The organism is Leeuwenhoekiella sp. ZYFB001, from assembly GCF_011784865.1.
Classification (GTDB): Bacteria; Bacteroidota; Bacteroidia; order Flavobacteriales; family Flavobacteriaceae; genus Leeuwenhoekiella; species Leeuwenhoekiella palythoae.
In genome coordinates, this window is record NZ_CP050460.1 from 645,731 (window position 1) to 667,928 (window position 22,198).

At 40.4% G+C, this 22,198-nt stretch carries 18 protein-coding genes; 13 read left to right on the plus strand and 5 right to left on the minus strand.

The window, feature by feature from the left end; translation table 11 throughout:
* Positions 1-14 precede the first annotated feature (14 nt).
* On the minus strand, positions 15-2,822 hold the full coding sequence (locus HCN54_RS02770) for a putative LPS assembly protein LptD (RefSeq protein ID WP_167596427.1): 2,808 nt from the start codon (positions 2,820-2,822) through the stop codon (positions 15-17).
* Positions 2,823-2,956: 134 nt separating this feature from the next.
* Here HCN54_RS02770 and HCN54_RS02775 point away from each other — a divergent pair, with 134 nt between their 5' ends.
* The 8 genes from HCN54_RS02775 to bshA all read left to right on the plus strand — a co-directional run bounded on the left by HCN54_RS02775 (position 2,957) and on the right by bshA (position 12,565).
* Complete coding sequence (locus HCN54_RS02775) at positions 2,957-4,054, plus strand: N-acetylmuramoyl-L-alanine amidase (RefSeq protein ID WP_167596428.1); 1,098 nt, start codon at positions 2,957-2,959, stop codon at positions 4,052-4,054.
* A gap of 59 nt (positions 4,055-4,113) precedes the next feature.
* Positions 4,114-5,064, plus strand: a complete 951-nt coding sequence (locus HCN54_RS02780) for an MlaD family protein (RefSeq protein WP_072984573.1) — start codon at positions 4,114-4,116, stop codon at positions 5,062-5,064.
* A gap of 5 nt (positions 5,065-5,069) precedes the next feature.
* The gene (locus HCN54_RS02785; RefSeq protein ID WP_167596429.1) at positions 5,070-6,413 is read left to right on the plus strand and encodes a (Fe-S)-binding protein; all 1,344 of its coding nucleotides are present in this window, start codon (positions 5,070-5,072) and stop codon (positions 6,411-6,413) included.
* Between the two features lie 33 nt (positions 6,414-6,446).
* On the plus strand, positions 6,447-6,881 hold the full coding sequence (locus HCN54_RS02790; RefSeq protein WP_009779419.1) for a phosphoheptose isomerase: 435 nt from the start codon (positions 6,447-6,449) through the stop codon (positions 6,879-6,881).
* Positions 6,882-6,911: 30 nt separating this feature from the next.
* Positions 6,912-7,703 carry a (Fe-S)-binding protein gene (locus tag HCN54_RS02795; protein WP_167596430.1) on the plus strand — a complete coding sequence of 264 codons (792 nt, stop codon included), beginning with the start codon at positions 6,912-6,914 and terminating at the stop codon, positions 7,701-7,703.
* A gap of 192 nt (positions 7,704-7,895) precedes the next feature.
* Entirely contained in the window at positions 7,896-8,378 is a 483-nt protein-coding gene (locus tag HCN54_RS02800; protein WP_072984579.1) for an ABC transporter ATPase, read from the plus strand.
* Between the two features lie 47 nt (positions 8,379-8,425).
* The gene (locus HCN54_RS02805; RefSeq protein ID WP_167596431.1) at positions 8,426-11,341 is read left to right on the plus strand and encodes a glycoside hydrolase family 3 N-terminal domain-containing protein; all 2,916 of its coding nucleotides are present in this window, start codon (positions 8,426-8,428) and stop codon (positions 11,339-11,341) included.
* Between the two features lie 72 nt (positions 11,342-11,413).
* Positions 11,414-12,565: an N-acetyl-alpha-D-glucosaminyl L-malate synthase BshA gene (gene bshA, locus HCN54_RS02810; RefSeq protein ID WP_072984583.1), complete on the plus strand. Its 1,152-nt coding sequence runs from the start codon at positions 11,414-11,416 to the stop codon at positions 12,563-12,565.
* A 194-nt stretch (positions 12,566-12,759) separates the two neighbouring features.
* On the opposite strand, the gene HCN54_RS02815 is transcribed toward bshA, so the two are convergent.
* A complete protein-coding gene (locus HCN54_RS02815; RefSeq protein ID WP_072984585.1) occupies positions 12,760-13,251 on the minus strand; it encodes a hypothetical protein in 492 nt (163 codons plus the stop codon).
* Positions 13,252-13,390: 139 nt separating this feature from the next.
* On the opposite strand from HCN54_RS02815, the gene HCN54_RS02820 reads away from it, so the two are divergent.
* A complete protein-coding gene (locus HCN54_RS02820; protein WP_167596432.1) occupies positions 13,391-16,318 on the plus strand; it encodes an FAD-binding and (Fe-S)-binding domain-containing protein in 2,928 nt (975 codons plus the stop codon).
* Here HCN54_RS02820 and HCN54_RS02825 read toward each other — a convergent pair.
* Together HCN54_RS02825 and HCN54_RS02830 are read right to left on the minus strand one after the other, a co-directional pair.
* Positions 16,315-17,088 (minus strand): aldose 1-epimerase, encoded by a 774-nt coding sequence (locus HCN54_RS02825; RefSeq protein ID WP_167596433.1) that lies wholly within the window; start codon positions 17,086-17,088, stop codon positions 16,315-16,317. The genes HCN54_RS02820 and HCN54_RS02825 overlap by 4 nt on opposite strands.
* A 1-nt stretch (position 17,089) precedes the next feature.
* Positions 17,090-17,563, minus strand: a complete 474-nt coding sequence (locus HCN54_RS02830; RefSeq protein ID WP_167596434.1) for a hypothetical protein — start codon at positions 17,561-17,563, stop codon at positions 17,090-17,092.
* A 133-nt stretch (positions 17,564-17,696) separates the two neighbouring features.
* Between HCN54_RS02830 and HCN54_RS02835 the strand changes: the two genes are divergently transcribed.
* The 4 genes from HCN54_RS02835 to HCN54_RS02850 all read left to right on the plus strand — a co-directional run bounded on the left by HCN54_RS02835 (position 17,697) and on the right by HCN54_RS02850 (position 21,420).
* The gene (locus HCN54_RS02835; protein ID WP_072984593.1) at positions 17,697-18,116 is read left to right on the plus strand and encodes an OsmC family protein; all 420 of its coding nucleotides are present in this window, start codon (positions 17,697-17,699) and stop codon (positions 18,114-18,116) included.
* A gap of 160 nt (positions 18,117-18,276) precedes the next feature.
* Entirely contained in the window at positions 18,277-19,287 is a 1,011-nt protein-coding gene (locus tag HCN54_RS02840) for an MraY family glycosyltransferase (protein ID WP_167596435.1), read from the plus strand.
* Positions 19,280-20,422, plus strand: coding sequence for an aminotransferase class V-fold PLP-dependent enzyme (locus HCN54_RS02845; protein WP_167596436.1), 1,143 nt, complete (start codon positions 19,280-19,282; stop codon positions 20,420-20,422). The genes HCN54_RS02840 and HCN54_RS02845 overlap by 8 nt, the downstream gene beginning before the upstream one ends.
* A gap of 2 nt (positions 20,423-20,424) precedes the next feature.
* Positions 20,425-21,420: an SDR family NAD(P)-dependent oxidoreductase gene (locus HCN54_RS02850; RefSeq protein ID WP_167596437.1), complete on the plus strand. Its 996-nt coding sequence runs from the start codon at positions 20,425-20,427 to the stop codon at positions 21,418-21,420.
* On the opposite strand, the gene HCN54_RS02855 is transcribed toward HCN54_RS02850, so the two are convergent.
* Positions 21,417-22,154, minus strand: coding sequence for a tyrosine-protein phosphatase (locus tag HCN54_RS02855; protein WP_167596438.1), 738 nt, complete (start codon positions 22,152-22,154; stop codon positions 21,417-21,419). The genes HCN54_RS02850 and HCN54_RS02855 overlap by 4 nt on opposite strands.
* Between the last annotated feature and the right edge of the window lie 44 nt (positions 22,155-22,198).

A 22,198-nucleotide genomic window follows, 5' to 3' on the forward strand; every position in this document is an offset into this window, starting at 1 on the left:
TTTTTTAGATTGGTTTAAAGTTGCTGATCTGGCGTGCGGCGTTGCTCGTATTTCAGATCACTTAAGACGCTAGACTTAATTCCTATAAAGAAGTTCCAAGAAGCGTAGGTTCCAAATGGGGTCCAGGCAAAAGTCATATTAAAACTCTCCAGATCTCGCGCAAAGCGCAACTGGGTTGGTGTAAATTTCCCGGTGGTAAGGTCAATACCAGACGAGGCCCCAACAAACCATTTTTCGCCAAGCTCCACATCGCCACTAAAGTTGATCGCGTGCGAAGTGATCATATTCTGGCGTGCTGCATTTCCATAATTCACATTATAGTTTACCCGCAAATTCCATGGAATGGTATAATTGTACAATTCCTGTTCTTTATCAGGATCTTCGTCTGCGCCCTCTGTGTCGTTAAACTTGTTTTGCAATTGCCTGCTGTCTTCACCAAGTAAGTTATCGCGCCTCCCACCATTACGAGCGGTCTGCGTGTTTTCATCTTCAAGATCGTCATTTTCTTTCCCAAAACTTTTACTGCTGAAAGAATAACCAAAATTAGCGCTCGCATTGGTCAGTCTAAAAAGGCTTCCGCCATTGGCGATATTCAGTTTGTCTATGCGTCGGTTGTTATTGTTTAAAGCATAAGGGTCAAGCGTCATATTAAAGTTTACGCTTAGCTTGCTTTGAATGATCGGGATGGTCCCTCGTACCGAAACCGGACTTAGTTTTAAACTGTCTGCTAAAAAGTTATAGTTGGTAGAAATAGCCAGGTTGCTGATCAGGTCTATCTTTTTGGGCTCAACGGCGGTACTGTCTTTATCACGCACTTTAGCTTCAACAGTGTTGTTTACGCTAAAGCTAATTCCGCTGGAGCTAAAATTACTTGGAGCTCCGTAAAAACCACCTTCAAAACGAGAGTAAGTCACCTCGCGCGTAAGATCGCCATTAGGGTCGTCGAGTTCAGGTGCTAAGAAGGTCTCATAATACTGGTCAAAAGCCGGATTGTAATTGAAAGAGACCGAAGGTTTCATCGTATGACGAATAGCCTGAATCTTTTTATCGTCTCCAAAATTAGCCTGACCATAAACCGTGGTTCCCACGCTGGTACTAAAATTATACGTATTAAAACGATCAAAACCATTAACGGTATCGAGTACGATCTCGCGGGTGGTGGGGTCAAAACGTTGATCAATAGTTTCAAAAACCCAGCTTTCCTGAAGGTTTGTACTCGCAGAAACACTAAAGTGTTTAAACAGTTTAAAGTTGGTCGTCACAGGGATGCTGTGACGCACGCCTAACTCGGCATCTCTAAACATTTGTGGGGTAAAAAATAGGCTGTCTGTAGTTTCAAAACGGTTTTCTCCACTCATACTGTAGTTGAAGTTGATGTTTTGAAAAATTCCTTTTTTGCTTCCGGCTTTAGGTGCAAACGGGTAAATACGATCTACGTTAAGATTTACACTAGGCAAAGTCATATTTATAGCTTGCGTTTGTGTGTTTTGAGAGTGTCTCGCCGTAAGGGCTAAATTTACCTGCGGAACGGTTTGAAAAGTCTTAGAATAAGACACCGAAGAGCTCAGCGTGTTAGTTAATCTACTCGCCGTATTATCAATGTTTGTCGACTGTTGAAAGTAATTACTACTTCCTAGGTTTACCGAAGCAGAAAATCTGGAATTAGGATTTGACTTACTATCTTGACTATGCGACCACTGAATGTTGTAGGTGTTGGTTTCAGAAAAATCAGGAAGACCACGCTCACTAGATAACAAACGCTCAAAACGAATGTTTACATTACCACTAAACTTATAACGTTTTCTATAGGCGCTGGCTGCGCGCAGCGCGTAACTTCCGTTAGTATAGTAATCACCTGTTAGTGTAAGGTCCATATAATCATTCAGTGCAAAATAATAACCACCATTTTGCAGAAAGTACCCACGCTCATTATTCTCTCCCGGAGATGGCATAATGAATCCTGATACGCTGGTTTCCTTTTCCATAGGAAAATAAGAAAAAGGAACACCTAAAGGAATTGGGACGTCATATACAAACATATTGACCAGCCCCGTAACGATCTTTTTATTGGGAACGAATTTTACTTTACGCGCATAAAAATAGTACTCAGGATCTTCTTCATTTTCACTGGTAGTAAAGCGCACGTTTTTCATAAAAACAACCGAGTCGTTCACTCGCTTGCTCACTTCATTTTTGATATAAAATTCTTGCTGCTGGGTACGCGAACCGTAAATAAGTGCTTTTTCGGTTTTAAAATTATATTTGATCGAATCAGGCTCAACAGTATTTGGGCCTTGAACAAAAACAGGAGGTTGTGTGTAACCGGTAGAATCGGTTATACCTTTAGCAAAAACAGTATTGGTATTATTATCCACGATGATTTGCCCGGCAGTAATGGTGATATCTGTGTAAGCAACCTGCGCTTCGTTATAGAGGTAGAGTTTGTTTGCTCTACGGTCAAATCTAGAATAATCGGTAGCGGTGTACTTAACAATATCTGTTAGCGCTTCGCGCGGAGCAACAATGCTATCTTGAGCGGTACTGTCTTGGGCGCTTTCATCTGGCGTCTCAACGAGCAAGTTTCCTTTAGGAATGAGTCGGTTATTAGATTCTGTAGTATCTGCAGGAATCGTTTTTAGCGTATTAACCGGAAGTTCCTGAGCTTGTAAAGACCCATAGTAACTAAGGCTTAAGCCTAAAACTAGCAGTACTGAAAGGATCTTTGTTTGCAATGGGATTAATACTATTTTTGTAAATGTAAGGGCAATTTTCAAAGTGCCAAAATTACATCTATTTTTTAGAAGCCCTAAAGTTATACGCATTAAATATGGCGAAAGAAACTTTACAAATCTTCTGCATTTTAGAAATATGTTGAATAAAACTTTTAAGTACTCCTTAACGTGCAAAAATGATTTCTATTTATAAAATAGGAGCACTTGATTGACGTTACCCAAATATGAGAACGATAACAACCTATATATTAGTATTCCTTCTGGCAGTGACTGGGCAAAATATTTTTGCAAACAAAAAACCTGCTGACACTAAGAAATTTGTGGTAGTCATTGACGCCGGGCACGGCGGAAAGGATCCCGGGAAAAATGCTAAAGGAAATCTGCTGGAAAAAAACATCGCGCTTAAAATTGCATTGTTAGTAGGAGAAGAGCTCCAAAAGCATAACGATATTGAAGTGGTGTATACTCGTAAAACCGATGTTTTTGTAGAACTCGCAGAGCGTGGAGCGATCGCTAACCGGGCAAATGCAGACCTGTTTGTTTCTATACATTGTAATGCCCATAATTCTCAGGCATTGGGTGCAGAAACTTATGTTTTAGGGTTGCACCGAAATAAAACCAATTTTGAGGTTGCTAAAGCAGAAAATGAGGTGATTTATCTGGAGGATAATTATGAGGAAAAGTATGCGCAGTATAACTTGAATTCGCCTGAATCTTTAATCGGACTTACTTTAATGCAGGAAGAATTTTTAGATCAAAGCATTCAGTTAGCGAGTTATGTTCAGGATAATTTCAGAGTAAAACTACACCGAAAGGACCGAAGCGTAAAGCAAGCAGGGTTCGTGGTTTTGCACCAAACCGTTATGCCGAGTATTCTTATTGAAACAGGTTTTATTACTAATAATGAAGAGGGGCGGTATTTGAATTCGTCTAACGGTCAAAAAGAAATTGCTCACGCCATCGCTGAGGCGGTAGGGAAATATAAAGACAATGTAAGCACCAATGATTTTCTGGGGATTACTAAGGTTGTTCCGGCGGTAGAGGTTAAAGATGTCATTGTAGACGATGCTATTTTTAAAGTGCAAATAGCCGCAAGCAGTCGCAGTCTGGATACTAAGCCTTATAACTTTAAGGGGTTAAGAGGTATTCAGAAAAGCAAAGAAGGTAAGTTGTATAAATACTATTATGGCGATACCTCTAACTACACAGAAATTGAACGGAAATTGCAGGAAGCAAGATCTAAAGGATACAAGACTGCGTACATCGTTGCTTTTAAAAATGGGATTAAGCAAAACGCAAATGAATTTATAAATAAAAGTTAGCGTGTAAAGCCTTAATAGAATTTATTCCTAAATTTGAGGCTCATCAAAAAAAAATTACATTGAACATTTCTAGAGAAGTAAAAACAGGTCTTCTGGCAGTAATTGCTATAGCTCTGCTCATCTTCGGTTATAGTTTTTTAAAAGGGAATAACCTCTTAAATAACGACCGAACCTACTACGCAATTTACGACAATGTAGAAGGCTTGTCACAAGGCTCTAACGTTACTATAAACGGTCTTGTAGTTGGTAAAGTATTGTCTATTGACTTTGCTGATTCTCGTGGGGATCTTTTAGTAACCTTTAATGTTCAGAATGATTTTCAATTCTCAAAAAACAGTAAAGCCCAAATTTATGGAGGTGGATTGATCGGTGGAAAGAACCTTTCTATCGTTCCTGACTATGAGCGTGGCGATGTTGCAGAATCAGGAGATACGTTGCAGGGGACCATTGACGAAGGTATTTTTGAACTGGTTAATGAGCGCCTTACGCCATTACAAGCTAAAGTAGAAGAGGTGATCAATAGTACTGACTCTGTTCTCGTAGGTGTGTCAGATGTTTTAGATAAAAAAACGCGTAAAAATTTAAGAGAAACCATTGAGCAGATCAGTCAGACTGCGGCTAACTTTAATCAGGCTTCTAACTCGCTTAACAAGCTTTTAGCTGATAATGACCAGAAACTTACCCGTACGTTTACCAATCTTGATGAGATGTCAGCTAACTTTAATAAAGTAAGCGATAGCCTTTCAAAGGTTGATGTGAACGCTTTGGTAATGCGTATGGAAAGTGTATTGGCAGATTTTGAAAGCATTTCTTCAAAAATTGAAAATGGAGAAGGCACTTTAGGTCAGTTTATCAATGACGATAAAATGTATAACAACCTAGAGCGTGCCACCAAGCAAATGGAAGAATTGATGCAGGACATCAAGCTCAATCCAAAGCGCTATGTACATTTTTCGGTATTCGGGAAAAACCCGGGACCGTATGAAGAGCCTAAAGATTCACTTAGATAATTTCTATGCAGTATTTACCTAATATTTTGTTTGTAATTGCGCTCGCAGCAGGAGTTGGCTTTTTTGTATTCAATATTAAAAAGCTCATTCGCAACATTAAATTAGGTCGTGATGAAGACCGCACAGATAATAAAGCGCAGCGTTTTAAAAATATGGCTAAGATTGCGCTTGGTCAATATAAAATGGTCGTGCGTCCGGTTTCAGGGATTATTCACGTTTTAGTCTATCTCGGTTTTATCATCATCAATCTTGAGGTTCTCGAGATCATCATTGACGGGATTTTTGGTACGCACCGTATTTTTAGTTTCTTAGGTGGGTTTTACGATTTCTTGATCGCGGTTTTCGAAATTTTTGCCCTTTTGGTTTTGGTAGGTGTGATCATCTTCTGGATTCGCCGAAACATCCTTCGCATCAAACGCTTCTTGAACCGGGAGATGAAAGGTTGGCCTAAATTAGATGCTAACCTCATTCTTTATTTTGAAGTGGTTTTGATGCTGTTGTTCTTGACGATGAATGCGGCAGATTTGACGTTGCAGACTAGAGGTGCTGAACATTATGCCAGTGCAGAAGGAATTGTAGGAGCCTTTCCTATTAGTCAATTTATTGCTCCTTTATTTGAAAACTTAAGCATTCCTACGTTAATCCTGATCGAGCGTGCTGCTTGGTGGATTCATATTTTAGGAATTTTAGTATTCTTAAATTATCTCTATTATTCAAAGCATTTACATATTCTGCTTGCATTCCCCAATACATATTTTGCACGTCTGAAGCCGCAGGGGCAATTTGATAATCTCGAGGCAGTGACCAATGAGGTTAAATTGATGATGGACCCTGAAGCTGACCCGTACGCGATGCCTGAAGAAGGGGCGGAAGATGAGGTGCCGGCAAAATTTGGTGCCAGTGAAGCTACAGATTTAAGTTGGGCACAGTTATTAAATGCCTATACCTGTACGGAGTGTGGTAGATGCACCAGCGAGTGCCCTGCAAATCAAACAGGAAAAAAGCTTTCGCCACGTAGAATTATGATGGCAACGCGAGATCGTATAGAAGATATAGGCAAAAATATAGATGCTAATAAAGGAACTTTTAAAGAAGACGGTAAACAATTATTAGATGACTATATTAGCCGTGAAGAATTATGGGCGTGTACAACGTGTAACGCGTGTGTAGAAGCCTGCCCGGTAGGGATAAACCCGTTATCTATTATTATGGATATGCGTCAGTATTTAGTGATGGAACAGAGCGCTGCTCCTACTGATCTTAACAACGCGATGACTAATATAGAAAACAATGCAGCTCCGTGGCCTTTCAATCAGATGGATAGAGCCAATTGGATCTCTGAAAACTAGAAACCAACCAGTAAATATCAAAATAGAGAACTCATGAAAAAAGAGGAAGTAGACAAAATGTTAAGCGACAAACTGCAAGACGGCGAACACGTAAGCCCGGTTTTGCCGGAAGGAGTTAAAAACTACCTCATTGACATAGACGGTACAATTACAGAAGATGTGCCTAACGAAGAGCCTGAACGTATGGCAACGTGCAAGCCATTTCCAGATGCTTTGGCAACCTTAAACAAATGGTATGATGAAGGGCATATTATATGCTTCTTTACTTCTCGTACCGAAGAGCATCGAGAGGTGACTGAAAACTGGCTCAATGAGCACGGTTTTAACTATCATAGTCTTTTAATGGGAAAACCACGCGGTGGTAATTATCACTGGATCGATAATCACCTAGTACGTGCTACACGCTACAAAGGGAAGTTTACAGACCTAGTAGAAAAAGATGTAACAATTGAAGTATTTAAAGATTAAGTTCTTTAAAAAATAGCAAATATTAAAATTATGGCAGAAGCTATCAAGGTACCTACGATGGCAGAATATATGGCGCAAGGAAAGTCTCCAGAAGTACTGTTCTGGGTAGGCTGCGCCGGAAGTTTTGACGATCGGGCAAAAAAGATCACAAAAGCATTTGTTAAGCTCTTAGCAAAAGCCGGGGTCGATTTTGCTGTATTGGGTACTGAAGAAAGCTGTACAGGCGATCCTGCAAAACGTGCAGGAAACGAGTTTTTATTCCAGATGCAGGCGGTGACCAATATTGAGGTTTTAAATGCATACGACGTAAAAAAAATAGTTACTGCTTGTCCACATTGTTTTAATACCATTGCTAATGAATACCCCGGTTTAGGTGGCAATTATGAGGTGTTGCACCATACACAGTTTTTAAAAACGCTTATTAAAGAAGAGCGTTTAACTGTAGAAGGAGGAAAGTTTAAAGGAAAGCGTATAACCTTTCACGATCCGTGTTATTTGGCACGCGCCAATCGCATTTACGAAGCACCTCGTGACTTGCTTGAAAAGCTTGAGGTAGAACTAGTAGAAATGAAGCGCTGCAAAACTAAAGGCTTCTGCTGTGGAGCCGGTGGGGCACAAATGTTTAAAGAGCCGGAGCCAGGAACTAAAGATGTAAACATCGCACGTACCGAGGAGGCCCTAGAAACAAAGTCTGAAGTTATCGCTGCTGCTTGTCCCTTTTGCAACACAATGATGACCGATGGGGTTAAAAACAAAGAAAAAGAAGATGCTGTTGCGGTGATGGATATTGCAGAAATGATCGCCTCAGCCGAAGATTTATAGAGCAGAAATGTTCTAATTTTTAAGCCACTCTCAGACAGAGTGGCTTTTTTAGTTTTACTATTCAGATAACTACAGACTTTATATTGGTATTTTGAGGTTCTAAGCCTTCAATTTCAGAGCCTTTTAACACTATCTGTTTTAAAGAGACCTTGAATAAATGTTAAGTTTGTGAGACTAAATATCACGTATTTTATGTTGACTCCATTTTCAGAATTATCAGATACATCAAGACTTTGGATTTACCAAAGCGACCGCAAATTCACCGAAGAAGAACTGCCGCTGCTTCAGCAGTATTTATCAGCTTTTTTAGAAAAGTGGACGGCGCACGGTGCAGCCCTGAATGCAGGTTTTGAGATCAAATATGACCGCTTCATCATCATCGGTCTTGACCAAACACAAAGCTCAGCCAGCGGATGTTCTATTGATGCTCAGGTACATTTTATTCAAGAGCTTGAAAAAGAATTTTCGGTGACCTTGCTTGATAAAATGAATGTGACCTACATTCAGAATGATCGTTTGCATTTTAAACCTTTAGCAGATTTTAAAAAGATGGCTAAAGATGGCGCGGTTGGCAAGAAAACCATAGTATTTAACAACCTTGTGAATACTAAAGAAGAATATTTAGATCAGTGGGAGGTTCCTGCAATAGAAAGTTGGCATAGTCGTTTCTTTTAATAACTAATGCTCAAATTTTTAATTCCGTAATCGAGGAAAAAGTACATATGCTAAGAGATCGTTTTATACTGGGAGTAGTTCTTCTACTTACAATATCCTGTTTTTCACAAACTAGAAATCCGCTTATCGCTAAAGACTTAACAGAGCAGCAAGCTTGGGTTGATAGTATTTACGATGGGATGACATTGAAAGAAAAAATAGGTCAGCTTTTTATGGTTGATGTTTTTTCTAGAGATCCCAAATCGGTAACCGATGCGGTAAAAACACTGATCAAGAAACATCATATAGGCGGACTCATTTTTTCAAAGGGTGGCCCGGTTCGGCAAGCCAAACTTACTAATGAATACCAAGCCTTGAGCAAAGTGCCATTAATGGTTGCTATGGATGCCGAGTGGGGATTAGCGATGCGTCTAGATTCTACATATGCGTTTCCTTGGAATATGACCTTGGGAGCGATCAAAGATGATAAGCTTGTTGAACAGGTAGGAAGACAAATAGGCTTGCACAGTAAGCGTATGGGAGTTCACATCAATTTTGCTCCAGATGTCGATATCAATGTCAATCCAGAAAACCCTATTATTGGGAATCGTTCTTTTGGTGAAGATCGCGATAATGTCACAGATAAAAGTGTCGCCTTTCTTCGGGGGATGCAGGGAGTTGGAGTTTTAGGAAGCGCAAAACATTTTCCCGGTCACGGAGATACCAATCAGGATTCGCACAAAACCTTGCCTACAATTCCTTTTTCGCGCAAGCGTTTAGATTCCATTGAAATGTATCCGTATAAAAAGGTGATTGACGCTGGGATCGCAAGTATTATGGTTGCGCATCTTAATGTTCCTGCTTTAGACAACCGAGCGGGATATCCCACATCGTTATCCAGCAAGGTAGTGACTGGTATTCTTAAAGACAGCTTGGGCTATCAAGGTCTCATTTTTACCGATGCGCTTAATATGAAAGGTGCGTCTAATTATGACGAGCCGGGAGAAATTGATCTAGCTGCTTTTAATGCAGGGAACGATATCTTGCTGATGAGCGAGAATGTGGCCAAAGCTATTGCCAAAATCGAGGAAGCCTATACTAAAGGTACGATTACAGAAAAACGCTTAGCGCGTTCTGTAAAGAAAATACTATTTGCCAAGTTTAAAGTGGGGCTCAATAATTATGAGCCTATTGCGATGCAAAATCTGTATCAGGATTTAAATAGCCCTGAGGACGAAGTAGTGTATCGCAAAGCTATGGCCAATGCGCTGACGGTCCTGAAAAATAATCAGGCCATCCTACCGGTCAAGAATATTGAAGATAAAAAGATCGCTTATGTAGAGCTGGGCGATGATAGTGGCGCTCCGTTTTATATTGCGCTTCAGAAATATGCTAAGGTGACAAAAATCGAAGCAGCTTCGGCATCTGACTATGTCACCAAGTTAGCAGATTTTAATTACGTGATTATCGGTTTTCACCGATCTAATGACAACCCTTGGAAATCTTATAAGTTCACAGCAAGAGAAGTGGGTGTTATTGAGGCTATTGCTGCCGCAAAACCAACGGTGCTGGATGTATTTGTTAGACCTTATGCGTTATTTGATCTAAAAAACACAACCAATCTAGAAGGGGTGGTTATGTCGTATCAAAATAGTACGATAGCGCAAGATTTGAGTGCGCAGCTTATTTTTGGAGCGATCGAAGCTAAAGGAAAATTGCCGGTTTCTGTGGGGACTGATTTTAAGATCAACACCAGTTACGAGACTGGAACATTACGCCGCTTAAAATACGGTATTCCGGAAGAAGAGGGAATGGACTCTCAAAAGCTCAATAGTATTGAAGGTTTGATGAAAGAAGGCCTTACTGATGTGATGTTTCCGGGAGCTCAGGTCTTGGTGGCGCGTCACGGAAAGGTGATTTATGAGAAAGCTTTTGGGTATCATACCTATACTAAGAAGCAACCCGTGCAACTTGATGATGTGTACGACTTGGCCTCAATGACCAAAATTCTGGCTACTCTACCATTGCTGATGAAGCGCTATGATGAAGGTAAATTGACCTTAGAGGACAAGCTGGGGACGCTTTTGCCTGTTTTACAAGGAACCAACAAACAAAACATTACGGTTAAAGAAGTGTTGTCGCATTACGGCAGACTCAAACCGTGGATCCCTTTTTATAGAGCCACTTTTGATGATTCAGGGGCTTTGTCTAAAGCGTACTACCGCACAAGACCAGAAGAAAATTTTGATCTTAAAGTAGCCGAAGATCTCTACCTGCGAAATGATTATCCTGATACGATCGTAAAAATTATTGCAGACTCAGACCTTTTGAGTCGCCGTGTCTATAAATACAGTGATCTGTCTTATTTTTTATTTAAAAAGTATTTAGAAGACACCGAAGGAGATGACCTTAACGGACTCACGCAAAAGTATTACTACCGTTCTTTGGGAGCCAATAAAATGGGGTATAAACCATTAGATCGTTTAGCAAAAAAGGACATTGTTCCTAGTGAGAATGATAATTACTGGCGTATGCAGCAAGTGCAGGGTTATGTACACGATATGGGCGCCGCTATGGAAGACAATATCGGCGGCCACGCCGGTCTTTTCAGCAATGCCAATGATGTGGCAAAAATGATGCAGATGTACCTGCAAAATGGTTATTATGGAGGTAAACGCTATTTTTCTAAAGAAACGATGGATGCGTTCAATACCTGTTATTATTGCAATAATGGTGTGCGCAGAGGTGTAGGTTTTGATAAGCCTCAGCTGGGAACTGCCGGTCCTACTTGTGGTTGTGTAAGCGACAACAGTTTTGGACATTCTGGATTTACAGGAACGTTGACTTGGGCAGATCCTAAAACTGAAATTATCTATGTTTTTCTTTCTAACAGAACCTTTCCTACCGCAGATAATCGCAAATTGATCTCGTCTAGTTTGCGCACACGCATTCAAGAAGTCATTGAGAATGCGGTAATTCCGTAGCCCTGGTTTTCAGATTAAGATTACCTACTTTTTCTAGTACTTAATGGCTGAATAAATTGGTATTTTTACGTCATGAAAATAGCTATAGTTTGTTATCCTACTTTTGGAGGAAGCGGCGTTGTCGCTACCGAATTAGGAATTGCGCTCTCTAAGCGTGGTCACGAGGTGCATTTTATCACCTATAAGCAACCGGTTCGCCTTGATTTACTTAACGAAAAGATCTTCTTTCACGAGGTAAATGTCCCGGAATATCCCTTATTCCATTTTCAGCCTTATGAGTTGGCGCTATCCAGTAAATTAGTCACTATTATCAAGGCCTATCATATAGATGTACTGCACGTGCATTACGCCATACCGCACGCTTATGCCGGGTATATGGCAAAAAAAATGCTTCAACAGGAAGGTATTACGATCCCAATGGTAACTACATTGCACGGAACGGATATCACTTTAGTAGGAAATCATCCGTTTTACAAGCCTGCGGTAACTTTTAGTATTAATAAAAGCGATGTGGTGACTTCGGTTTCTCAAAGCTTAAAAGATGATACGAATCGGCTATTTGATATCAAACGTAAGATTAAGGTGATTCCTAATTTTATTGACTTAAGCACGGTTAAAAATACATTTACAGATTGCCAACGCGGCTTGATGGCCAGTGAAAATGAGCGCATCATCACCCATATTAGTAATATGCGGGAGGTAAAATGTATTCCTGATGTGATCAAGACGTTTTACCACATTCAAAAGGAAATTCCATCTAAACTTATTATGGTAGGTGAGGGGCCGGAACGCGCTCCCGCAGAAACTTTAGCCGAAGAATTGGGCATCGCTACAAAGGTGATCTTTTTGGGCAATAGTAATGAGATCGATAAAGTATTGTGCTTCTCAGATCTATTTTTACTTCCTTCTAAAGCCGAAAGCTTCGGTCTGGCCGCATTAGAAGCCATGGCTCACGGAGTTCCGGTAATTTCATCAAATGCCGGCGGACTTTCAGAAGTAAATATCAATGGAGTTTCCGGCTTTATGAGTGCTGTAGGAGCTGTTGAAGAAATGGCTCAGAATGCTTTACGTATTTTGAGTGCTGATGCAGACTTAGCACGTTTTAAGCAACAAGCACGGGAACAGGCAGCGAATTTCGCGATCGAAAAAATCGTGCCGATGTATGAGGAAGTCTACGAGAAAGCCATTCAAAAAAATGAGCCGAAGAAAACTTCGGTTTCCTAATCTAAAGGTGTGTAGCCATAAACTACACGTTAACGCTATCAGTACACTACCTGAAGATAAACTTAAGAGGCATAGCTTGGATACAAATTTTTAATTGCGAGTTTTAAGTCTTAGAATATAGAAGTCTTTGACAGTGCCAAAAAAAAAATCCCGCTCGATAAAGCGGGATTTTTTATTCGGTTCAATATGTTTTATTAGAACTGATAACGTATACCTAATGCAATATCAAAATCAAGATCGTCATTGTCATAATAATCATTTCCGTCACCAAAACCTATCTCAGGTCTGAAATCAAGTGATAACACTAACGGAATGTCAAAATCATACTCAATACCTATGTCACCTGCAGCAAATACAAAGGTATCATCGTCATAGCGATTGTCGTCATAACCGTACGATGCAAGACCACCACCTACACCGGCATACCAGTTAAAACCACCGTCAATATTCCATACCCATTGGTATAAACCGGCTAGTTTAAACCCATCGTAGTTGTCTCCATCTCTCAACCCAAGGTCAAGCTCTAATCGATTGTTTCCGCCCAGTGCACGCTGATACGAAATTTCAGCACCAAAACCGTCACTGTCTCCTAATCTAAGTCCTAACGCGTTAGGAGCAATATCCTGTGCTTGGGCAGAAAATGAAAATCCTGCGATAACTACAAAAGCTATAAGTAATTTTTTCATAAGTGTTTTTTTTAAATGTTAGTACTGCAAATGTAATCTTGAATAGCATCAGTGTTTACAGGGGTTGCGCCAATATTTTGTTAAGCTTGTCTAAGGTTTTGTTAACGATAAAGACCGGTAATAGTTGTACCTTTAGCCTATGATTACACATCTCACAGAAGCGCTAACTGAACTTAAAGAATCCCTTGACGGCGATTTATTTTTTGATGATTTGCATAAAACCTTGTACGCGACTGATGCATCGGTTTATCGTCAAATTCCCGCTGGTGTTGCGTTTCCTAAAAGTGAGCAGGATATTCAGCAGCTTATTCTTTTTGCTGAAAAAAATAAGATTGGTCTTATTCCGCGTACGGCCGGGACTTCTCTTGCAGGACAGTGCGTGGGTGATGGTCTTGTGGTAGATGTGTCTAAATATTTTACTGAAATCATTTCGCTTGATTTGCAAAACAAAACGGTTACCGTTCAACCGGGGGTGATACGCGATGAGTTGAATCGCTATCTTGAACCACACGGTTTATTTTTTGCACCGAATACTTCAACCTCAAACCGCTGTATGATCGGTGGGATGGTGGGTAATAATTCTTCAGGAACTACTTCTATTCAATATGGCGTAACACGCGATAAGGTGTTGCAATTGAAAACCATTTTAAGTGATGCCAGTACCGTACGTTTCCAAGAAATTTCAGCAAAAGCATTTCATAAGAAACGCAAGCTAAATACGCTTGAAGGAAAGCTGTATAGCCGAATCTACAACCAACTCAACAATGCAAAGGCGCAAGAGGAAATTCGATCTAAATTTCCCAAACCTGAAATCCATAGAAGAAATACCGGTTACGCTTTGGATGCTTTGCTTGATAATTCGGTTTTTAATAAAGAAAGCGAGCAGCCGTTCAATATGTGCAAGTTGCTTTCCGGAAGTGAAGGAACCCTGGCGTTTACCACAGAAATTACGTTGCAATTAGACGAACTTCCTCCAAGTAACGGAGTGATGGTCGCGGCGCATTTTGAAAGTATTACGGCTTGTTTAGAAGCTGTAGTGCCCGGGATGCAGCATAAGCTGTATGCCTGCGAGATGATGGATAAGGTGATTCTTGATTGTACCCTCAATAACCGGGAACAGCAAAAAAATCGCTTTTTTATTGAAGGCGATCCTGCTGCGATCTTAATGCTAGAAGTGCGTTCAAATACGCTAGACGATGCGCGCAAACAAGCTTTGGAATTAATTGCAACCATTGACAATTCTGGGTTGAGCTATGCTTATCCTACCCTTGAAGGTTCGCAGATCAATCAGGCTTTAGAATTGCGAAAAGCAGGCTTAGGCTTATTAGGAAACATTGTAGGCGACCGTAAGGCGGTAGCCTGTATTGAAGATACCGCCGTGGCATTAGAAGATCTTGCGCCTTACATTAATGAGTTTAGCGCGCTAATGGCCGACTTTAAACAGGATGCGGTGTATTATGCGCACGCAGGTGCCGGAGAGCTGCATTTGCGACCTATTCTTGATTTAAAGAAAGCAGATGATGTGGAGCTTTTTAGAAAGATTACCACCGCAGTAGCAAACATGGTTAAAAAATATCAAGGTTCGATGAGCGGCGAACACGGCGACGGACTCGTGCGCGGAGAGTTTGTCGAGATGATGATCGGCAGTGCCAATTATGAACGTTTAAAACATATAAAAAGCAGCTTTGATCCTCATAATGTTTTTAATCCCGGAAAGCTGGTGAATGCTAATCCGATGGACGAGAACCTGCGCTACACTCCAGATCGAGAAGAACCGGAAATTGATACCTTACTCAATTTTGATGATAGCCAAGGAATTTTACGCGCTGCAGAACAATGTAACGGCACGGGCGATTGCAGAAAACTACCGGCTGCCGGCGGCACGATGTGTCCCAGTTATCGCGCTACACGCGATGAAAAAGATTCCACACGTGGAAGAGCAAATGCCTTACGTGAATTCTTAACCCAATCTGAACGTAAGAATAGTTTTAACCATAAAGAATTAAAAGAGGTTTTTGATCTGTGCCTAAGCTGTAAAGCTTGTGCGAGTGAGTGCCCCAGTAATGTGGATGTCGCAGCTTTAAAAGCCGAATTTGAATACCAATATAAAAAGGAGAACGGGAGTTCGCTACGCACACGAGCGTTTGCATTTAATGCTTATTTAAATAAAGTAGGAGCAGTGCTTCCGGGGGTTACTAACCGCTTATACAAAGCTAAATTGAGTGGAAGATTTATCAGGAAAACACTCGAAGTTGCTCCAGAGCGCAGCCTTCCGCCGGTATCTAAACGAACCCTGAGAGCGCGTTTTAAAAAATTGAAAGCTTTCAACCCTAAACAACCGATCAAGACAGTCTATTTATTTGCCGATGAGTTTACTAATTATCTGGATGCTCAAATTGGTGAAGACGCCGTGATCTTATTACAGCGACTCAATTATGAAGTGCGTATAGTGGCGCACGCCGAGAGCGGCCGTTCTTTTATTTCTAAAGGTTTTTTGAAGGAAGCGCGCAAAGCTGCGCAGAAAAACATCACTATTTTTAAAGATTTGATTGATGAGGAACATCCTCTAGTTGGAATTGAGCCTTCTGCAATTTTAGGTTTTCGGGATGAGTATATTCGGTTGGCAAAAGATATAGAGGAAGCTAAAATTTTAGCTAAAAACACCTGTACCATTGAAGAATTTCTAAGTGCGGAAATCAAAGCAGAACGAATCAAAGCAGCTTCGTTTACCACCGAAGCCAAGAAGCTGAAAATTCACGGGCATTGCCATCAAAAGTCCTTAAGCGGAATAGAGCACACCTTTGCTATCTTAAATCTTCCGGTGAATTATACGCCTACGATCATTCCGTCTGGATGTTGTGGGATGGCAGGATCATTTGGATATGAAAAGGAACACTATGCGTTGAGTATGCAAATAGGAGAGCAAACCCTTTTTCCTGTGGTACGCAAGGCTTCAGAAGATACGCTCATCGCCGCGCCCGGTACGAGCTGTAGGCATCAAATAAAAGACGGGACACAGCGCCAAGCGCAGCATCCCGTTACTATTTTAAAAAATGCTTTGGTTTAGATTTTCAGTAACACTGTAAACGTTGCTCCTTCTTCCGGTAAGGTTTGAAAGCCTTCATTCAGGTTTTCTTGTGCTACAGCGTATGGATAGAAGCTTACCGGTTCTACACAAACCATATTAGTGACTTCGGTCCACAGCATAAAATTGCCAAAACCTTCAGATTTAAGTGTGATCGATTTTTCGTCGTTGAGCGTAATTTCAGTACAGTCGGGCACTTGAAAGGCTCGGCTTCCTACCGCCATAATTTCGGCTAGACTAATTTCTCTTTTAGCATTGAAAACCGTTGGTTTTTCGGTACGCAATTTAAAGGCAGGATGATACCCCAACATAAACGGCATTTCCGGTTCTCCGCTGATGACGAATTCAATTTTGAGTCCATCTTCACTGAGACTGAATTGCTTTTTAAACACAAAATCATACGGCCAGCTCAGCCATTCTTCCGTAGATTTTTTAGGGAATTTCGAATTTTTAATCTTGCTTCCTGCGGTGTACTGTTTTTCAAAAACCGCTGTGGTGGTTGTTGAAGAAGTAAGCGCATAAGTGAGTTCGCGCAACAATCCGTGTTGATCTAAGATCGCTTCACCTTTAGGTGTTTTTACTTTAAAGTTGGCTTCGTCTGTTGGGCCGATTATAGGAAACATCTCATCGTCAGATTTTCCCCAGCCGGGACTTCCCACTTGGTGAATATACTCATAGTCGTCTTTCTTAAAACTTGAAAGTTGACCTTTATCAATGCTTACGTTAAGGTTGTTTAGTTGTAGTTGTGTCATTTTAGTTCAGCTTTTCTAAGGCGTTATAATAATCGAGATGTAAATCTTCGTGTAAGGCTTCAATCTTTTTATGAATGTATTCCAGTTGGCGTAAATACAAATTACGCAACGTATTGTTATTGCGAATCGCAGGGCGTACCGCTTGTATTTTTTCACAGAAATAAAGCAAGAGTTGTACTTCGGTCTCTTTATTTCCCGAATAACGGATGTACTTTTTAGTCTCGCGCAAAATCTTTCTGATGGACTTTTTCATCCAGTAATAATTTCGCGTGTTGAGTGCTTCAAATTGCTCGTCAATGGTTTCTTTGATCAGCGTAACGTAGCCCGGCTCATAATCTGATTCAAAAAGCAAATAGGTGAGCAGTTCTTTATTCTCTTTTTTGAATTTTGAGAGCCTTAAACAAATATTGAGAAGTTCGTCTTCATCTTTGTGTTTGAGTTCTTTTTTTAACTGCGTAACCGTAGCTGCTTTCATATCTGCAAGTTAACCAAAATGCTGTTAAAGCCCGTTAATACTTGGGTTTTAAACGCTAAAATATATCTAAAGTACTAGGATACGGTACTGTTGATGCCTACTTTTAGACTAAACCAAAAAAAGAAAAATAATTATGAAATTTTCAAGAAAAGCATCAGCAAACTGGAAAGGGCAAATCAAAGCAGGAATGGGAACCATTTCTACCGAAAGTAAAGTCCTAGACGCATCAAAATATGGTTTTGCAACTCGTTTTGAAGACGGAAAAGGAACAAACCCAGAAGAATTGATCGGTGCTGCACACGCAGGTTGCTTCACCATGCAATTGACCGCATTTTTAGGCGAAGAAGGCTACACGGCCGAAGATCTAAAAACGGACGCTAACGTCACTTTTGAGGATGGTGCAATAACCAAAATCGACTTGACCTTAGTGGGTAAAGTACCGGAATGTGACGCAGAAACCTTTAAAAAGATCGCAACCAAAGCAAAAGAAAATTGCCCGGTCTCAAAATTATTAAATGCTGAGATCAGTCTTGATGCAAGCTTAGAAGAATAACAAAATCTTCATTATAAATTTAGAACCTCCCCACCGGGAGGTTTTTTTATGCGTAAGAAGCAAAAGGTGTAAAGTGTATATTTGACGAACAAAACAAAAATTAGTGTCTCCTTTAGTCCTTTACATTTTACCGGCAGTGATAGCGTTTTTAACCAGTTTCATGGTCGGGAGATTGCTATGTACACAGAAGTTAGCGCGGTATTTTATTGATGATGTAGGTGGAAAAAAACTACATCAAAGGGCGGTACCTGCCTCAGGAGGAATAGCATTGATCATTGGTGTTGTGCTACCAATTGTATTATTTGACCAAATTATAATCAACAGTGCCTATTTCTATTTTATAATGGGAGTAATAGGGATGTTTGTATTGGGCTTGGTTGACGACCTCAAACCTTTGGGATGGTTGCTTAAGCTTCTTCTTCAGATCGCAATTATTACTGCAGTGGTGGTTTTAGGAGATTTGCGGTTAGAGTCGGTATTGTTAGAACACAGTTTTTTTCGGTTACCGTTTGCTTTGAGTGTTTTGATCAGTGTCGTGATGATCACTTTTTTAACTAATGCTTTTAATTTTATCGATGGCGTTGACGGGTTAGCGACGGCAGTAGCACTCATCTTTATATTAGGGTTATTGTATTTTCAGACGCCATTTTCGGGAGTCTTTTTGATGTGTATGGCTGCTGCTTTATTCGGATTTAGGCAATTGAATCGCGAGCCGGCGGCGTTGTTTATGGGGGACAGCGGTTCGTTATTCATAGGCTTCTGCTGCGCTTGTTTAGGAATTTTCTTTTTAGAAGCAGATTTGAATATCAACAACACGCAATTAGACTCATTTCAGCAACGTTTACCAGTTTTGCTTGCACTTTTTTGGTTTCCTATTACAGATACAATTCGTGTCTTGATTTTACGACTAAGCCGCAAACAAGCACTTTTCAAAAGAGATAAATTACACAGTTATTCCTCGCTTCTGCGATTGGGATACAGCCATTCTAGAATTGTAACGCTTGTGGTGATTTTGACATTATTAAATGTATTTGCGGCTTGGTATTTAGAACCTCTTTTAGGAGTGTTGTTATTTCTAGTGGTACAAGTCACATTTGGTGTAGTACTACATTTCTATCTCAATAGTTTGATCAAGAATTTCACCAATTTAAAAGAAAACAGCAATGTCTGAGCCCAAAAAAATAGCGCTTGCATTGCCATTCATTGATACGGATGCTACAGATTATCTTGCGGAGGTGGTCAATCAAAATTGGGTGACTTCCGGCGGGCCCGAAGTCGCAAAATTTGAAAATCAACTCCAGAAATTTCTTCAAACGGAGCGAGAAGTTGTGGCTTTAAACTCAGGAACTGCAGCTTTACATCTAGCTTTAAAATTAGCCGGAGTGCAACGCGGCGATTTTGTGCTGTGCCAAACGATGAGTTTTGTCGCTTCGGCAAATCCTATAGCGTATTTAGGTGCGATTCCTGTATTTATTGATAGTGAAAAGAGTACCTACAATCTTGCTCCTGAAAAGGTAAAAGAGGCTATTGAATGGTGCCTGAAGCAAAACAAAAAGCCGGCGGCTCTGGTCGCGGTTCATTCCTTTGGGATTCCCTGTCAAGTGGAAGAAATAGCCAAGCTTTGCAAAGATTATGAGATTGCATTGATTGAAGATGCGGCTGAAGCTTTAGGGAGTAAGTATAAGAATCAACCTTGCGGACTTTTTGGCGATTATGGAATGCTATCCTTTAACGGTAATAAAATCATCACGACCGGTGGCGGTGGTGCGTTGATTTGTAAGGATGCTCTAAAAGCCGAAGAAGCCAGACATTTGTCACGTCAGGCGAAAAACGCTACAACAGGATTTGAACACGATGCGGTAGGTTATAACTATGCAATGCCGGGATTGAATGCAGCGCTTGGTTTAAGTCAGTTACAAACGCTCAAGGAACGAATTCAAAAGAAGCGGGAGCTGCATCAGTTTTATCAGGAATGCTTTGCCGAAATAGAAGAAATAGAAGTACTTACTGCTCCGAATGCAGCATATTATGCGAATTATTGGCTGACGGTAATTCGATTTACAGGAAGTAATTCGACCAAAAATCCGGAACGATTTCAAGCTTTTTTTGCCGAAAAAGGAATTGAATCCCGTTTCCTGTGGAAGCCCTTGCATCTTCAAGAGATTTATGATGAACATCATTATTTTGGAGCACAGAACGCAGAGACCTTATGGAAGACCGGATTGTGCTTGCCATCCGGATGTGGTTTGATAAAAGAGGATCTTAACCGAATTCAGCAGGCAATAAATGCGTATTTTTCGGCTTAATTATGGAGATTTCTGAGCTTAAAAACCAAACCATTCTCATAACCGGCGCCGCTGGAAGTATTGGCCGCGAACTGGTTTTAGGCCTAGCGCAATACCAACCCCAGCAATTGATTCTGGTAGATATCTCCGAATTGGGAATGCATAGCCTGCTTCAAGAAATGGCTATTCATTTTCCGCAGGTGAAGTTGAATTACTATTTAGAAAGTATTTGTGATGCTGCTTTTATTGCGGCTTTATTTCAAAAACAACATATAGATATTGTCTTTCACGCAGCGGCCTATAAACACGTTTCTTTAATGGAAGCAAATGTGTGTGCAGCAGTGAAAACAAATATTAAGGGTGCCAAATTACTTATTGATACTTCCTGCAAACATAACACCTCAAGATTTATTTTTATTTCTACCGATAAAGCTGTTGAGCCGTTGAGTATAATGGGAATGACAAAAAAAGTGGTCGAAGAGTATTTACTTTTTAAACAGTCTCAGGCTATGAATACGCAGCTTAATATTCTACGCTTGTGCAATGTATACGATTCTTCGGGTTCGGTGGTTCCTGTGTTTAAAGAGCGAATAAAGCAGAAACTTCCGTTGGAAATAAAAGGGAATGAGGTGCAACGCGCTTATATCAAGAAAGATCAGTTATTACCCAAGGTCCTTGCGATTCTTGATAGTGGGCACAAGGGCGGAGTTTTTATCCCAAAGCACTTTTCGCTGCAGACTGTAGCACAAATTGCTAATAATTTGGTTCAAGAATTGTTAGGTATCTCTTTGTCAGAATATCCAGTAACGTACAAAGCACTTCCGGAGTATGAAAAGGAAGAAGAACTTCTACATCAAGAAAGCGATACCGTACATGCAATGGATAATGATGTCTTGATGCGTATTGAACCTTCCACAACACAAATTGATATAGAAATGCTGACGCAGTGTATTAAGGCAGCTGAAGCATTTAAGTCCGCTGAAGCACGTGTATTACTTCAAACGCTTACCGTAACTTAGCTAAAATTAGCATTGGTATTGCTAATGATTCGATCTAGATCTTGCTCGTACTTTCCGGCAAATTTTACTTTTTTCAAATTCTCAACGTGACGCATGTGGTGCGTGTCTGTACCAATGAAATCATACATACCTTCACTAAGTAATTTTAGGGCGATTTTAGCAATTCCGGGTCCGTAGTATCCGCTAATAGATAAAGCATTCAACTGAAATTTACAGATGTTCTTCAGTTCGTTATAAGTATCGTATTTGGCATGATAAAAAGCATAACGCTCAGGATGCGCCAAAACAGGTACAAAACCAGAATTACCTATTTTAAAAAGGATTTCTCTTAGATTTACAGGGGGTTGTAAGTACGACATTTCAACTAACACATAGTTGTCCTTTAAAGGTAAGATCTGTTTGTTCTCTAAGAGGTCTACAAGGCCGGAATCCATCATATATTCTGAGGAAGACCGGATACTGAACTCCGCGTGGCCGTTTTCTTTTAGAAAAGTTTTCAGCGTAGCTTCAGCATCTAAAATAGTCTCAGGCGTATTGGGGTAATAATCACTCATCGTATGCGGTGTGCAAATGAGGTTGGTAATACCCATTTCTTTAAACTGCGTCAATAGCTGAAGAGAATCTTCAGGAGTTTTAGCTCCGTCGTCAATTCCCGGTAAAATATGATTATGAATATCGGTGAATTCACCCAGTTTAGCGGCAAGAAATTTTTTCGAACTGAAAATAGAGAACATGAAGCTGAAATTTTTGGCAAAAGTAAACAATTCTAAGCGGAGAT